Annotated in this window: 12 protein-coding genes; 3 read left to right on the top strand and 9 right to left on the bottom strand. The window is 49.6% G+C overall.

Features of this window, described 5'->3' with window-relative positions; all coding sequences use genetic code 11:
• Positions 1–27: 27 nt before the first annotated feature.
• Positions 28–3,720, bottom strand: coding sequence for a PA14 domain-containing protein (locus tag CRO74_RS28450; protein WP_245878009.1), 3,693 nt, complete (start codon positions 3,718–3,720; stop codon positions 28–30).
• A 351-nt stretch (positions 3,721–4,071) separates the two neighbouring features.
• Positions 4,072–5,604 carry a malate:quinone oxidoreductase gene (locus CRO74_RS28445; protein ID WP_097131215.1) on the bottom strand — a complete coding sequence of 511 codons (1,533 nt, stop codon included), beginning with the start codon at positions 5,602–5,604 and terminating at the stop codon, positions 4,072–4,074.
• A 267-nt stretch (positions 5,605–5,871) separates the two neighbouring features.
• Here CRO74_RS28445 and CRO74_RS28440 point away from each other — a divergent pair, with 267 nt between their 5' ends.
• The gene (locus CRO74_RS28440; protein WP_097131213.1) at positions 5,872–6,816 is read left to right on the top strand and encodes a DUF2279 domain-containing protein; all 945 of its coding nucleotides are present in this window, start codon (positions 5,872–5,874) and stop codon (positions 6,814–6,816) included.
• Between the two features lie 89 nt (positions 6,817–6,905).
• Here CRO74_RS28440 and CRO74_RS28435 read toward each other — a convergent pair whose 3' ends face one another.
• The gene (locus tag CRO74_RS28435) at positions 6,906–7,499 is read right to left on the bottom strand and encodes an outer membrane beta-barrel protein (protein WP_097131559.1); all 594 of its coding nucleotides are present in this window, start codon (positions 7,497–7,499) and stop codon (positions 6,906–6,908) included.
• Between the two features lie 693 nt (positions 7,500–8,192).
• Here CRO74_RS28435 and CRO74_RS31755 point away from each other — a divergent pair.
• Together CRO74_RS31755 and CRO74_RS28430 are read left to right on the top strand one after the other, a co-directional pair.
• Complete coding sequence (locus CRO74_RS31755) at positions 8,193–8,369, top strand: hypothetical protein (protein WP_179830330.1); 177 nt, start codon at positions 8,193–8,195, stop codon at positions 8,367–8,369.
• Positions 8,370–8,432: 63 nt separating this feature from the next.
• Positions 8,433–8,840 carry a DUF4332 domain-containing protein gene (locus tag CRO74_RS28430; RefSeq protein WP_097131211.1) on the top strand — a complete coding sequence of 136 codons (408 nt, stop codon included), beginning with the start codon at positions 8,433–8,435 and terminating at the stop codon, positions 8,838–8,840.
• A 152-nt stretch (positions 8,841–8,992) separates the two neighbouring features.
• Here CRO74_RS28430 and cdaA read toward each other — a convergent pair whose 3' ends face one another.
• From cdaA to CRO74_RS28400, 6 genes are all read right to left on the bottom strand, one after another.
• Positions 8,993–9,820, bottom strand: coding sequence for a diadenylate cyclase CdaA (cdaA, locus tag CRO74_RS28425; protein WP_097131209.1), 828 nt, complete (start codon positions 9,818–9,820; stop codon positions 8,993–8,995).
• A 102-nt stretch (positions 9,821–9,922) separates the two neighbouring features.
• The gene (locus CRO74_RS28420; RefSeq protein WP_097131557.1) at positions 9,923–10,885 is read right to left on the bottom strand and encodes a ribonuclease Z; all 963 of its coding nucleotides are present in this window, start codon (positions 10,883–10,885) and stop codon (positions 9,923–9,925) included.
• Entirely contained in the window at positions 10,878–11,294 is a 417-nt protein-coding gene (locus CRO74_RS28415) for an STAS domain-containing protein (protein ID WP_097131207.1), read from the bottom strand. The genes CRO74_RS28420 and CRO74_RS28415 overlap by 8 nt, the downstream gene beginning before the upstream one ends.
• Positions 11,295–11,381: 87 nt before the next feature.
• Positions 11,382–12,323, bottom strand: coding sequence for a phosphoribosylaminoimidazolesuccinocarboxamide synthase (locus CRO74_RS28410; protein WP_097131205.1), 942 nt, complete (start codon positions 12,321–12,323; stop codon positions 11,382–11,384).
• Positions 12,324–12,381: 58 nt separating this feature from the next.
• The gene (locus tag CRO74_RS28405) at positions 12,382–13,557 is read right to left on the bottom strand and encodes a thiolase family protein (protein WP_097131203.1); all 1,176 of its coding nucleotides are present in this window, start codon (positions 13,555–13,557) and stop codon (positions 12,382–12,384) included.
• A gap of 27 nt (positions 13,558–13,584) precedes the next feature.
• Positions 13,585–14,277, bottom strand: a complete 693-nt coding sequence (locus CRO74_RS28400) for a tetratricopeptide repeat protein (protein WP_097131201.1) — start codon at positions 14,275–14,277, stop codon at positions 13,585–13,587.
• Positions 14,278–14,322 lie beyond the last annotated feature (45 nt).

Genomic DNA, 14,322 nt, shown 5'->3' with positions numbered 1-14,322 from the left:
TACCATTATAAGCTCATCTTACGCTCCCTAGTCGATTAGAATTACTTTCCGGGTTTGCCGCTGCTGGTTTTGGGTCAGCATCAGGATGTAGCTCCCCCGGTTGAATTGATCGACCATGACTTTAATCAGATTTTCGCCTTGGGTAAGCTGATGGGTTGCCTGATGGACTGGTTGAGCCATCATATTAACGAGCTGAACCGTTGCTTCTCCGGCCGTTTCGGCGTAATACGCCACCCACATCACTTCTTTGGCTGGTACGGGATAGACGTTCATGCGTGATTCATGCGGGAATTCAGTGTTCGTCGTGCTGGCCAGGCGGGCACCACTGGCACCAATCAGGCGGGCACCGGCCCAGTCGCCGTGGTCGCACGAAGCATCATCGCCCCCGTTGGTGACAACAAGTTTGAGGGTCTGTTTACCCGATACATCCAAATCAATTGATTTCGTGGCCGTTGTTGGGTTCATTACACCACTGGTATAAACCAGTACACCATCCAGATAGACCTCGAAGCTCACTGTTCCGCAGGTGCTGACTTCATCGTCGAGACCGATGTCGGTCAGGAAGCGGCTGTACTGGCTGTTCAGGGTATAGGTAATCGTGGCGGAGCCGTGTACACCAAGTCCTTTGGCGTAGGTGATGCCGTTGAGAGTGATTGTCTTGCCATCGCCCGCGTTGTTTTCGCCATTACTCCTGTCTTTCTCAACCGGACCGTAGCCATTGGTAGCCGTTACCCAGTTGAGGTCAGACAAATAAATACCGGTACCGGTAGCCGAGGTGGGTGGGGTAGACGTTGGGGTCGTACTTGCCGAAGTTGGGTACAAATAATTTGGCGGAATAGTCTGCTGTGCCTGACCGGGGTAAGCCCATAGCAGTTTTGCTACCGCGCCCGCGCCACCATCGTAATACTCCATTTGAATCGTGTATCGTTGCCCGGCGGTCAGAGCTACAACTGAGCCGCTGTTCGTGGTTGGCGCATGAACAGTCCAGTTGTTGACAGCCTGCGTACCATTAACCCAAAGACGAACGCCATCATCCGATGTTGTGCTGAAGGTGTAATTACCCGTAACGGGCGCTTCAACCTGTCCGGTCCAGCGAACCGAAAAATTATCGGTATTGATGGTTCCGGGAGCGGGGGAGCCGGTACCCCAGTCGAAGTTGACGGTGGCATCAGTTCGGGTCAGCGAAGCCGGAGCCGTCAGGTTAGTATTGTTAAAATAGATGCCGGTCAAGCCGGTGCCACTCGCTGATCCACCCGAAGTTGTGGGTACCCGATAGAGCACGGTTGCCGGAATAGCCTGTTTGCCAATGCCCGGCCCTTCGTAACTGATGGTCAACGCCTGACCTCCGCTCCCCTGAAAATAAAGAATTGTGAGGGCGTGTTTGCCTGCTTTTAAACCGATGGTGCCTGCTTTTTCAATGGCCGCGTGTACGCCGTCGTTATTGACCACTTCGGTCGTGCCGATGAGTAGTTTGCTGCCATCGTCAGAGCTGGTGTAAAAAGTATAGACTCCATCGGTAGGTATGTTGATGAAACCCTTGAATCGAATCCCGAAATTGTCGGTGCGGTTACGAACGGATAAGTCGGGGGTGGTAACGGTGCCCGCCTTACTCGTCGTTAGCGAGTTGAAATCGGGCATTGTACTCCAACTACCCTCAACATACTGGTAATCAAGCCCGGCAACCGTTGCGGCCGGGTTTTCCGGGTCACGTAACGAGACAACGGGGGTATTATCCTTGAAAAGAACGACCGACGAATAGGCGGGAACAGTCACCTGATTGGTACAGATCGTATTTCGCGCATCGCGGTAGGTACCACTGATCGAAACCTGAACTGGGTTAGCGGTTGGGTTAGTCAACAGTTTCAAATAATCATCCGGGTTGCCGGACGAATAGGTGACAGGGCTATTTTTCGAGCTGAGGTCTTTGCCATACTGACTTTGCCACTGCGCCATCGATAGGCTGGCACCGATGTTACGGTTATAGACCGTTAGAATTTTATACACATCATCAAAAGGCCGGGCATACACGTTGTTCGCAAACTCTCCGTAACTACCCAGATCGTTCTGATTCGATTCATATTTAACCAGAAACTGGCTGGCTAATCGACTGACCAAGATATTGTTCTGAATGACGTTGTTCCGGGGTTGGCAGCCGTTGGCACTCATGATGGCCAGTTGCCCCTCGTTGTTGTTGAAGGAGGTGTTTCCGGTCAGGGTGATGTTGGATGAACCATGCAGGAAAATACCGAGGCCCTTGCAATGACCAACGGTATTGCCACTTACTTCGATATTCGTGGTACAATCGTCGAGGTAGATGCCATTGGCTCCTGACGAACTACCCACCGGGCTTCCTTCCGGAGCACCAATGCCATTTGTTACCGTATTAGCGATCAGTCGGATATTGGCCATGGGTTGTTGGTTGCCGTTCCAGATGTACAAGCCGCTGCCATCGCTTTTCGTCAGGCAGAAATTACTGATCTGATTACGCTGAATGGTCGTGTTGGCCGAGAAGTTCAGTGCATTATAGCCAATGTTATCGAGCGTATTATCCTCAATGAGCGTGTTGGCTGTTGTTGCCGAGTGGAAGCCTACATAAGTACCATCGCCACTTTTGCCGCGGCCCGGTATAAGCCCGATACGCCGGATGATGTTGCGCCTGAACGTAACATTCTGGTACGTCTCGATGTCAACGCCGTTGTTATTCGCATCTTCAATGAGGTTATTTTCAATCAGCAGTTGCTGACCGCTTCCTTTTATGAGCAGGGCATCTTCGCCGGATTTTGTCAGGTCATTCCCGCTGATGACCAGGTTGGAGCAATTTGTTGCCGTCAGGTTAGAGGCCAATGCCTGCGTAAGCTGAAGGTTACGAATCGTGATGAACGACACCCCCGACAAGCTTACAACGTCTGAAGAGGCCGTAGCCGTAATCTTCTGGGTATTGGGATTGGTTTGGCTATCGTATAACTGAATCGTTTTTGTAGTCGGATTATAGTACCATTCGCCGGTTTGGTCGAGCGTGTTAGGGTGGTTCTGGATAAAAAATCCCCAGTTATCACTAATGTCATAGTTGCCGGAGCCCATCAGTGTCAGGCTGTTGCCGGTTTGGCCGGTAATGGTAGCGCGATTTAAAATCCATTGCACCGGCCGATAGACGACCTCGCCCCCCAGCCAGTTTTTGAGCAACGACTGCTGACTGGTTAGCTGGGTTTTACCCGTGTGCGATTGCACCGTCAGGTAGCCTTTATTCGTTGCGTCCAGGTTCGGGTATCGGCCCAGGGGCAAACTTGCGTTGTTACGGTAAAGACCCGTTACCCGACTCCCGCACGCTGGACATAGCGCCTGCCAGGTGTTGTTGCCAAGGTTCGTCCAGGCCGTAACGCCCACCGATCCTGCCAGGACTGGCTTGTTGCCGGAGCCATATGCATCGACCAGTATTGGTTTGTCGCTCGTACCGGACTGTTTGACTTGCAGACTGCCGACAAATGTGTCGTCGCGCCGAAACAAAACCTGATCGCCCGGTTGCAGAGAAAGGCTGTTGATTTTGTTGATCGTTTGGAAGGGAGCATCGCTCGACCGACCTGAATTCGAATCGTTGCCCGTGTTGGCAACATAATACGTAGTTTGTCCGAGAGCTGTGGATGGCTTTCCACAAAGCAGCAACAGACAAGCTGGCATATAGCACAACAGTGCCATAGCCGGGAAGTTTAATGTATTTTTCAAGTTACGGAGGGCTTCGTCACTCTACTTATGGTATATAGAGTAACATATAGTTAACGAAATATATTAAATGTTAACTAATGATACAAGCGGTGTAGGGTATTTTATTTAATTGTATTTATATAGTTATGTAAATTAATAAAATAATTATAATATTAACTTTTAAGGGACGTATTTCTACTAAGCTTTATATCTATTCTAGGATGCTATGTTGCAACTTGAATGAGTTCCCTATTCAAAATATTGTGATGTGTATACTTTTGAAAGGCTGAGTCTGAATAAAAATGCGCTACCCCGTATCCTCTTTCTAATTGAGGATACGGGGTAGCGCCTTATAAATGAATGCAGAAACTGTTAGTTACTATCGGTTGACGTGTATTCGTAAACTCCTAAACCAAGCGTTTCGCTGGTATACTTACGGAGTTCCTTCCCCAACTCCGGGTTGTTCGCCAAAACCTGCCCATAGCTTGGAATCATGTCACGAAGTTTTGTCTGCCAGGCCTCAGTGGCCAGTTGCTCGGGGAAGCATCGTTTCAGCAAATCGAGCATGATCGAAACGGCAGTTGACGCACCCGGCGACGCGCCCAACAGAGCCGCAATGCTGCCATCGGCGGCACTCACTACTTCGGTACCGAACTCCAGCACACCCCCTTCTTCTTCATCCTTTTTAATGACCTGTACCCGCTGACCGGCGATTTCCAGCTCCCAGTCGTCCATCTGCGCATTGGGATAATATTCCCGCAGGGCGTTCAACCGGTCTTCGGGCGATTGAAGCACCTGCTGAATTAGGTATTTAGTTAGCGAAACGTTGTGCAGACCCGCCATGAGCATAGGTGCCATATTGCTCAACTGAATGGATTTTGGTAGATCCATGTACGACCCACTCTTCAGAAATTTAGTCGAAAAACCGGCGTATGGGCCAAAAAGGAGCTCCCGCTTGCCTTCAATCATGCGCGTATCGAGGTGAGGAACCGACATGGGTGGCGCACCTACAGAGGCTTTTCCATATACTTTTGCCTGATGACGCTCAATTATATCGGGGTTGACGCATTTGAGCCATTGACCACTCACGGGGAATCCACCGAAACCCCGGCTTTCGGGAATATCGGATTTTTCGAGCAGACGCAGAGAGCCGCCCCCGGCACCAATAAAAATGAACTCAGTCTGCACATCCCGAACCTGGCTGGTCGTTACGTTTTCTACCCGGATTTTCCACCCGCCGAGGGATTTTGACCGCCACAAATCCCGGACATCGTGGGCAAAGTATAAATGAACGCCGGGCATATCATACAACCGACGGAACATGGCCCGCGTCAGGGCACCGAAGTTTACATCGGTACCAATATCCATGCGGGTAGCGGCTACCGGTTGTGCCGGATCGCGGTCCTGCATAACCAGAGGCATCCATTCCGCTAACTGACCCATGTCTTCGGAGTAGTGCATACCGTGAAAGAGGTAATTCTGCTGAAGTGCCTCAAACCGTTTGCGCAGGTAGGCTACGTTCTCATCGCCCCACACGAAGCTCATGTGAGGGATAGACCGGATAAAATTGGGGGCATCGTGCAGAAAACCTTTCTGGATCAGGAAAGACCAGAACTGCTTCGACTGTTCGAACGACTCCGCAATTTTGATCGCTTTTGACGGGTCAATGGTTCCGTCTTCTTTTTCGGGTGTGTAGTTGAGTTCGCAGAAAGCCGAGTGGCCGGTTCCGGCATTGTTCCAGGCATCTGAGCTTTCGGCAGCCGCGCTGTCCAGCCGTTCGTAGATGTCGATGGTAATGTCAGGTTGTAACTCCTTTAGCAACACTCCCAGCGTGGCACTCATAATTCCGGCCCCGATCAACACCACATCGGGACCTTTCTGTACTGATTTATTGCGTTTCGCCATGATTTAGATAGGCAGGTATGTATTCCTATATAGCTACAAAATTGGTGCGTCGGATGTTCCGGAATAATGTACTAACCTACCTTTTGTTTGTTTTTCTTATCGTTGGGTCGGTTAACTTTAAGCAATAGTAAGTAAACGGTTGCCGATGGATGGTCTTCTTTTTTATCGTACCTCAGAATAATTATTCTATTCCATCACATTATACAAATGAGCTTTTCTGCCTGATCGTGACAGCTACATTGCTTTATTTTTAGATATTTTTAGCCCATGATTTATCGAATTCGGGCTGTTGTTCTGGTTTGCCTTTGCTGGCTACTGCTCAGCCAGTCTGTGCGGGCGCAACCTGCACCAATACCAATGGCCATGCCTGAGCCAACGGGAATAAACCAGGGACGTTTTATTGGCGTGCTGGTTGGTACGGCGGCTTTTTACACCATCACGTTGCTCATGCTACGCAAACAATGGTACAAGAAGAAAGTCCCTTTTCACTCGTTTAATGACAATGCCGAGTGGCTCCAGATGGATAAAGTCGGGCATAGTGCTACGGCTTATTGTATGAGCAGGGGCGGGTACGAGCTGATGCGCTGGAGTGGTGTCAATGAGCGGGCCAGCATTCTGACCGGCGGTTTACTGGCTCTGCTGTTCCAGACAACCCTCGAAGTATACGATGGACATTCGGAAGGCTGGGGGTTTTCGAAAGGGGATATGCTGGCCAATGTGGCGGGAACGGCTTTGTTTGTGGGGCAGCAGTACGGTGCCGGGCAGCAGGTTCTGAGTATGAAATATGGCTTTCGAAAAACGATCTTCCCGCCGTTCAGACCTAATGTGCTGGGTAAAACGACGGGCGTTCAAATGCTGAAAGATTACAACGGACAACAATACTGGCTATCGGTCAATTTAGCTTCGGTTTTGCCGGTGGGACCTGCTTTTCCGCGCTGGCTAAATCTGGACGTTGGGTACAGTGGCAGTGGTATGATTGGAGGGCACGAGAACCCGCCAATTGTTGACAAAGACGGAAAAATGGTCAAATTTGAACGGTATCGTCAGTTTTTCATTTCGCCCGATGCTGACTTTTCGCGGGTTGGTACCTTTTCTCCCGCCCTGCAACGCTTCATTGGTACGGCTCAGTTTTTTAAAATACCGGCTCCATCATTGGAGTTCAACCGCGTTAACGGGCTTCGGTTTCATCCATTAATTTTACCGAAAGAATAACGTAGTTTTCAAATCGGCGAGCCCCAAATTGCACCGAGAATGTAAACTTCTGTGCAATTTGGGGCTCGTTGCTTTAGAACAAGTTCGTACTATAATCGGCCGCCACCGATGTCGAATCCGACTTTAATGCCTAAATACGCGTTTTTACTGTCGATCGTCGTGTTCGACAGCTTAAGTGCTGTTGTGGGTACAGCGTTGTATTCAACACCCGCAACGAAATGCCCGGTTTTGATACCGGCTCTAATCATTCCGCCAAATTTGGTGTCGGAAGTAAACGCCACATTTTCGGGCGGGTTTTGGCCTTCTGTTACGGTGAATGTTTCCGAGGAACCAATCGAATAAATCCCCGCTCCCAGACCAACAAAGGGCCGGATCTTTCCATTACCAATCAGGTAAGTACCCGTTAACAAGCCAGAGCCAAATGAACCCGCATTGCCCGTGTAGGTATTGCCGTTCGTGACTGTAACGCCACGAGCAATGAACGCCGTTTCCAGCCGTACCCCTAAATCGAAATTGTCACTCAGACCGTATTTGGGTTCTACGCTGAACAAAAATCCGCCCGACAAGCCTTCACCCAGCGCTTTGGCATACCCCAGTGAAACATTGACTTTAAACGGTTTATACTCCTGTGCCGTGGCCGAGAGTGAACAAACCGTTAGTAAGACGAAAAGAATGCGTTTCATAAAATTGTTGTGTAAATGGTAAAACATGTATTTTCTTCGCTGATAGACAAACGAGCTAAAGAGACCATAGAATCGGCATCCGTGAGTCGCTCCAGACCCTATCTTTACAGCTAGTTACACAAACGCCTTTACGTTGCTTTTGTTACTATATTACACTACTTTCTTAACTCGTCAGGGGTAACAAAAATCGTTATTGTTGTCCTGTGAGTTGACCAGAGGACTGCCCGAATTACCGGAGTTAAGAGCTACATCTATCCATAAGGATTCCCAACGGTAGTGGCGCTCTGACCAACCTGTAAGTGCTTGGAGCCGACAAAGCGAATGGCTTTTAGGTGGGTATTGACTGGGTCGGGCTTTGGGTAACCTTGATCTACACAACCGAAGGGCTGAGTTTTTTGGCTACATTTACAACCGTATTGGAGTAAGCGTTGAATCGGGTAGCGTCTCCTGCCCTGGCTGCAAAGCGTTATTGGAACGTATGACAAATTGCCTGTTCATCCGTAAGAGTTGATAGGTTGTGATGGCGGCAGGCTTCACGATTTATTCCAGCGTATGTTTTCGTCTGAGTGAGCCATGGTTTTCCGCCAGTTCGTTAGCGTTTGGTTTGGATGGAGCAGACGTTGGCTGACAACGCGGGGAAAAGCGGCTGAACTGATAGAAACTAAATTGACATTTTAGTAGTATTAAATAAACATGGACTTTGAAACGTATTTATTACAAAAGAAGATCGATGTCGAACAGTTTCAGCGAGTTGAGCCTGTTCGTTTTCAGGAATGGCAGCGGGAGTTTGGGTTTATGCACCCGGAAAGCTTTACCGCACAAAAGAAATTTCTTTTGAATGATACCCGAAGAAAGTACCTTGTTCGTTAAAAAAGTAGTATACGGCTTGAAGGTCAGGCCGAATTTTGCGTTGTACACTCAACTTTATTATTCATGAGCCTAACGTTAGGAGAACTACGCGGCATTACAGACGCCGTACTCAATGCCTTAAAAGGGCAAGGCATCAGTGACAGTGACTCACTGCTCGAAGCCACAAAATCACCATCAGATCGAAAAGCGCTTGCCTCAGCCAGCGGAGTCGATGCAAACACCATTCTGGAGTTAGCTAACCGGGCCGATTTAGCCCGGATCAAAGGAATAGGACGTGTTTACAGCGATTTAATGGAGGAAGCTGGTGTGGATACCGTAAAAGAATTGGCTCAGCGGGCTCCTCAAAGTTTACACGCTAAATTGATTCAGATAAATAGTGTTCGGCAGTTTACCCAACGGCCACCATCCGTTGAGCAAATCGGCGACTTTGTGGAGCAGGCAAAAGCATTGCCCAGGATGCTTGACTATTAGTTGTTAGTTAGTGGTTAATAGGTATTTGTTAATAAGTAAATAACGCTGAGGTCGGACTATTTTACAAATAGCAATAACCAAAGCAGGCCTGCCGTATTCTACACGGCAGGCCTGTTATTTTTTTAACTGTCTGGCTGACAAACGATAAATTGCTATAGGTTTTTTGATCGTACCTGGTGGCCGTTTGGTTCATTCAGATATTGTTCAAGACGGGCTTCTAACTCCAGCTGACTCAAATTAGTGAACAATTGCCCGTTCAGTGCCAGCGAAATACGACCACTCTCTTCCGAAACGGCAATGACTGCCGCATCCGTTGCATCACTCATGCCCAGGGCGGCTCTATGGCGAAAACCCAGGGAAGAAGGTAGCTCATCATCGTCCGAAACGGGCAAAATGCAGCGGGCGGCACGAATTCGCCCGCCACTAATGATCACAGCGCCATCGTGTAAAGGACTGTATTGACTAAAAATAGCCAGTAACAAAGGCTTTGATAAGTCGGCGTCGATTATCTCGCCCGACTGAGCAAATTTTTCCAGATCATCATTCCGCTGAAGCACTAACAACCCACCGGAAAACTCAGTCCCCAGTGCTTTACAGGCATCAAGAATTGGTTTTAGCGGCATCTGGCTATCGGTAGATTCAAAATCGCGGAGTAGCCAGCGCCGAAGCCAGCGATTATTCGTCAGGTTTGTCGATTTGCCAATGAGCAACAGAAACCGCCGTATTTCGTGTTGAAAGATGATGATCAATGCCAACGCGCCAACACTAATGAAGTACTCAAGAATAGTAGTCATTAGGTTGAGGGCCAGTGCCTTCACTACAAGGTAGGCCAGATAAACCAGCAAATAGCCAACAAACACCCGGCTAGCTACGCTTCCCCGAACCAAGTTGTAAATCTGATAAATAAGTAGGGTCACCAGGCCAATGTCGAGCAGATCGAGCCAGCCAATGTCTAAAAATCCCAGGCGAAAAGCCAGCATGAATAAATTGGTAAGGTTTGGGTCTTAAAGATAGAAAGAAACCATTCTATAAGTCTACTCCTATACTCCTATACAGAAAGGCTACTTTACCGCTCAACTTCATTAAATAGAGGTCGTTTGCCCTTCAATGGCTAAATACGTTTCCGGAAAAACAGACCTGGCTTCTTCCAGAAACAAGTCGAACTGTTTGTAACGCGACGAAAAATGACCGATCAACAATCGTTCCGCCCCGGCCTTGGCGGCAATAGTGGCCGCTTGCTTAGCCGTCGAGTGGTACACTTCGGTTGCCCGCTGGGCATTATCCTCCATAAAGGTTGCCTCGTGATACAGTAGATTGACACCCTGGAGCTGAGGCACCAATTCCTCGACATATCTGGTGTCGGAGCAATACGCATAGGAGCGGGCCGGTGGGCCGGGCTCAGTGTACTCGGCACTGGCGAAGAGAATTTCGCCAGTAGGGCCAAGAATATCCTCGCCGTTTTTCAACTGCTTCAGGTAATGCACGGGAACATCGTCCGGGAGTTTTTCCCGCAAAAGGTGTGGTTTGTGGGGTTTCTCCCGAAAGAGGTAGCCCGAGCAGTCGATCCGATGTTGAAGCGGGATCGATTCCACCGTCATCAGCGGATGATCGAGCAGGAGCGTAGGGGTACCCGGTTCAACAACCTGAAAATGCAGCCGGAAACCCAGTCTGGAATCAGAAACGCGAAAAATAGTGGTCAACACCTCATCCAGACCACGCGGCCCGAACAGAAATAAATCTTCCGTTCGTCCGCCTAAGTTTAGGCTCGATAGCAGCGGAGGTAGCCCGAAATAGTGATCCCCGTGAAGATGGCTGATAAAAATATAGCGCAACCGGCCTGGTCGAATGCGCTGTTCAATCAGACGTAATTGCGTCCCTTCTCCACAATCAATGAGCACATGATCGCTGCCAATGGTCAGCAACTGTGCCGTTTGATGGAGTTTAAGGGTAGGCGTAGCCGAACCGGCCCCCAAAATAGTGAGGGAAAACGGCGAGTTTGCCAGTCGGTTAGGCTCCGTGTCCTGATTTAGTTTTGCGTTAGGCATCAGCATTGCCGACGCTTCCCCCGATGTCGTACTCATCGTCCTCTTCGCTTCGAAAGTCGTTTTCCAGTTCATTCATAAAGACCGCATCGATCGCTTCTTCCACGGTTGGGAGAATGGTAAGGTCACTGATATTTGCTCCGTCCAGAACATTGATCAGGTCGTCATTCTTTGTAACCAAAATCAACAAGCCAACTTCATTGATGCACTGGCGGTTTATCTTTCGAATCGTCATTAACCCGGATTGGTCGACGGATTGTACTGGTTCTACGTCGATGATAATATTGCTGTACCCTTCCCGAAAGAGGCTGCGGCTCAGTGTTTCAAACGTACCGGACACTTCTTCCCCAAACTGACTTTCAGCTAATCGGATCAGGGCATACTGTTCGTTTTTTTCGATTGTGTAATTCATGTATGTTCAATTTTGAGAGATTGGCTGAACAGATTGGCATAAAGCAGCTATGCCTTCATGCGGGTAATGTATCAGTCAAGGAGTCACTCACTCTACTGTAATTGCGCGTAAAATGTTTGTTTCAATTCGGGCAACCGGGTCGGTTGCCTCGGCGGGTTGAAACGATTGCCCGGTCACTTTCTCGAAGAGTTCGATATAGCGGGTCGTGATCTGATTCACCCATTCGTCAGACATAGTCGGAATTGTTTGTCCAGTTTTTCCCTGAAACCCATTCGCAATTAGCCATTCTCTAACGAATTCCTTCGACAATTGTTTTTGTGGCTGTTCGGCTTCCTGATTGGCCTGATACGTATCGGCGTAGAAATAGCGCGACGAGTCAGGGGTGTGCACTTCATCGATCAGGTATACTTTGCCGTCCAGATTGCCGAACTCATACTTGGTATCGACCAGAATAAGCCCCTGTTGGGCTGCCATCTCGGTACCACGCGCAAAGAGGGCCAGGGCATACTGTTCGAGTTGTACATAGTCGTCCTGCGAAACGATGTCCCGGCTCAAAATTTCTTCCCGGCTAATGTCCTCGTCGTGCCCTTCGTGTGCTTTGGTAGAGGGGGTGATGATAGGCGTTGGAAGGCGGTCGTTTTCGCGAAGGCCATCCGGAAGGGGAACCCCGCAAAGAATCCGGTGCCCATCCCGATATTGCCGCCAGGCATGACCAGCCAGATAACCTCGTACCACCATCTCAACAGCATAAGGCTCGCATTTAAGGCCGATACTCACGTTCGGGTCCGGCACAGTAAGCAACCAGTTCGGAACAATATCGGCGGTAGCCTTCAGAAAGTAAGACGCTGTTTGATTCAGGACTTGTCCTTTAAACGGTATTGGCCGGGGCAAAACTACATCGAAAGCCGAAATCCGGTCTGATGCGATCATGACCAATTTGTCGGGGAAAGAATACACATCCCGGACTTTACCGCGATAAAAGGCCGTTTGGCCGGGGAATTGGAAGTTGGTTTCCTGAATAGCGTTCATTTATTTTAGGATTGATGGCGCAAGGCTGAAACCAACGTGGCCCGGCCCTGCGCTATCGTTACAATTTTTCAATAACAATGGCCGATGCGCCACCTCCTCCGTTGCAAATACCGACCGCCCCATAGCGCCCGCCGTTCTGTTGTAAAACGTTGGTAAGCGTGGTGACGATGCGAGCCCCGGATGCGCCCAGCGGATGCCCGATTGATACGGCACCGCCAAAGACATTTAACTTCTCCTGAGGCACTTCAAGTACTTTACTAAAGGTCAGGGGAACAACGGCAAACGCTTCATTGATCTCAAAATAATCAATGTCGCTTGTTGTCAGGCCGGCTCGCTCAATAGCCAGAGGCACCGCTTTGGTAGGAGCGGTGGTGAACCACTGGGGTTCCTGCTCGGCATCGGCATAGGCTACAATCCGGGCAAGGGGTGTCAGGCCTAATTCATCAGCTTTCCGGCGACTCATGATCACCAGTGCGGAAGCCCCATCGCTGATGGGAGACGAGCTGGCGGGTGTAACCGTGCCATTAGGCGTGAAAGCTGCTTTTAGCGTGGGGATTTTATCGTAAATAACGTTTTTGTACTCTTCGTCTTCGCTCACGCTAACGGTCCCTTTTCGGCTGCTGACCTCCACGGGAACGATCTCCCCGGAAAAACGCCCGCTTTGGGTGCTGGACTCCGAACGGCGGTACGATTGTACCGTAAAGGCATCCTGCTCTTCCCGGCTGATTCCATAGGTACTGGCCGTTTGATCGGCAAAGACGCCCATAGCACATTGGTCATACGCATCGACCAGGCCATCACGTGCGAGTCCATCCACCAATTCAGCATTCCCATATTTATACCCAAAACGAGCTTTGGGAACGTAATAGGGCGTATTGGACATACTCTCCATACCACCGGCCACGACGACATCGGCTTGCCCAAGCTGAATGACCTGAGCGGCCAGCATAATTGCTTTCGTACCGGACGCGCATACTTTATTGATGGTAGTACAGGGAACGGTAGGAGGGAGACCCGCTTTTAAAGCAGCCTGTTTGGCAGGGGCCTGGCCAACATTGGCTGATACGACATTTCCCATGTATACTTCCTGTACCAATTCTGGCTGAATACCCGCCCGGCTCAACGCCCCCCGAATAGCCGCAGCACCTAAGTCTACGGCGGTTAAGGTTGACAGGACGCCCCCGAAGCTACCAATTGGTGTTCGAACAGCAGAAATAATGACGACTTCATTCATACTAGTTTTGTTGTCTCTGTGTGTACCCTACCAGCGATTTCCTCTGGCTTTTGATTTGCCCGCTTGCCGCGCCGACAGTGCCAGCGCGTAAGGCAGGTCATCTTCCTGCATGGCATTGAGGAGTAGCAGCGCTTGCTCTTCGCTCAGATTAAGGCGTTGAAAACGGCGCAGTAAATCGTCCTGCCGGTCTGAACGTTCAACCTGTTGACCACCTGCCGGACGAGGTTTATTTTCGGTCTCTGGTTTATGTTCAGTGGAATCCTGCTTTTGTTTTTTCTCCTGAGATTTTCCGGAGTAATACTTCTTTATAACTTCAAAATTATACCGGGCAGGTTCATTATTGGCATCTTCGAGCAAAGCCTGTTCAAATAAAGCCAGTGCAGTTGTACTATCTCCCTGCAAGCACGCCATAACACCAAGTTGCGTAGCGGCTACCGTCCGTAAATCGGGCCGGTCCGACTGAAGCAGTGTTTCGTATTGTGGTTTGGCTCTGGTGTATTGTTTCAACTGAAAATAGGTATGTCCGAGATTCAGCCGAACGGCCGGATCAATGGTAGTTGTCCGGCGGCTCAACTGAACGTATAAAGGCAATGCTTTGGCATACTGACCCGCCTGGTAAGCTGCCTGAGCGTCCTGGCGCATCTGGTTATTCTGTGAAATAGGACTTACCGGCAGTAATTCGCTCCACCAAATCCAGAGAGTAATCAACAAGTAAATCATGCTACCTTAAGGATGCCGGGTCAAAAATAAGATAAACTCACCAGA

This window comes from Spirosoma fluviale, from assembly GCF_900230225.1.
GTDB lineage: Bacteria > Bacteroidota > Bacteroidia > Cytophagales > Spirosomataceae > Spirosoma > Spirosoma fluviale.
The sequence above is the reverse complement of the archived record's forward strand: the minus strand, read 5'-3'. Positions and strand labels throughout refer to the sequence as shown.

What these genes read in the sequence shown, in the direction of transcription:
- CRO74_RS31755 (WP_179830330.1), top strand. Translation starts at nt 8,193, where the DNA reads ATGGACTTTGAAACGTATTTATTACAAAAGAAGATCGATGTCGAACAG.
- CRO74_RS28440 (WP_097131213.1), top strand. Translation starts at nt 5,872, where the DNA reads ATGATTTATCGAATTCGGGCTGTTGTTCTGGTTTGCCTTTGCTGGCTA.
- CRO74_RS28405 (WP_097131203.1), bottom strand. Translation starts at nt 13,557, where the DNA reads ATGAATGAAGTCGTCATTATTTCTGCTGTTCGAACACCAATTGGTAGC.
- CRO74_RS28435 (WP_097131559.1), bottom strand. Translation starts at nt 7,499, where the DNA reads ATGAAACGCATTCTTTTCGTCTTACTAACGGTTTGTTCACTCTCGGCC.
- CRO74_RS28400 (WP_097131201.1), bottom strand. Translation starts at nt 14,277, where the DNA reads ATGATTTACTTGTTGATTACTCTCTGGATTTGGTGGAGCGAATTACTG.
- cdaA (WP_097131209.1), bottom strand. Translation starts at nt 9,820, where the DNA reads ATGCTGGCTTTTCGCCTGGGATTTTTAGACATTGGCTGGCTCGATCTG.
- CRO74_RS28445 (WP_097131215.1), bottom strand. Translation starts at nt 5,604, where the DNA reads ATGGCGAAACGCAATAAATCAGTACAGAAAGGTCCCGATGTGGTGTTG.
- CRO74_RS28410 (WP_097131205.1), bottom strand. Translation starts at nt 12,323, where the DNA reads ATGAACGCTATTCAGGAAACCAACTTCCAATTCCCCGGCCAAACGGCC.
- CRO74_RS28415 (WP_097131207.1), bottom strand. Translation starts at nt 11,294, where the DNA reads ATGAATTACACAATCGAAAAAAACGAACAGTATGCCCTGATCCGATTA.
- CRO74_RS28420 (WP_097131557.1), bottom strand. Translation starts at nt 10,885, where the DNA reads ATGCCTAACGCAAAACTAAATCAGGACACGGAGCCTAACCGACTGGCA.
- CRO74_RS28430 (WP_097131211.1), top strand. Translation starts at nt 8,433, where the DNA reads ATGAGCCTAACGTTAGGAGAACTACGCGGCATTACAGACGCCGTACTC.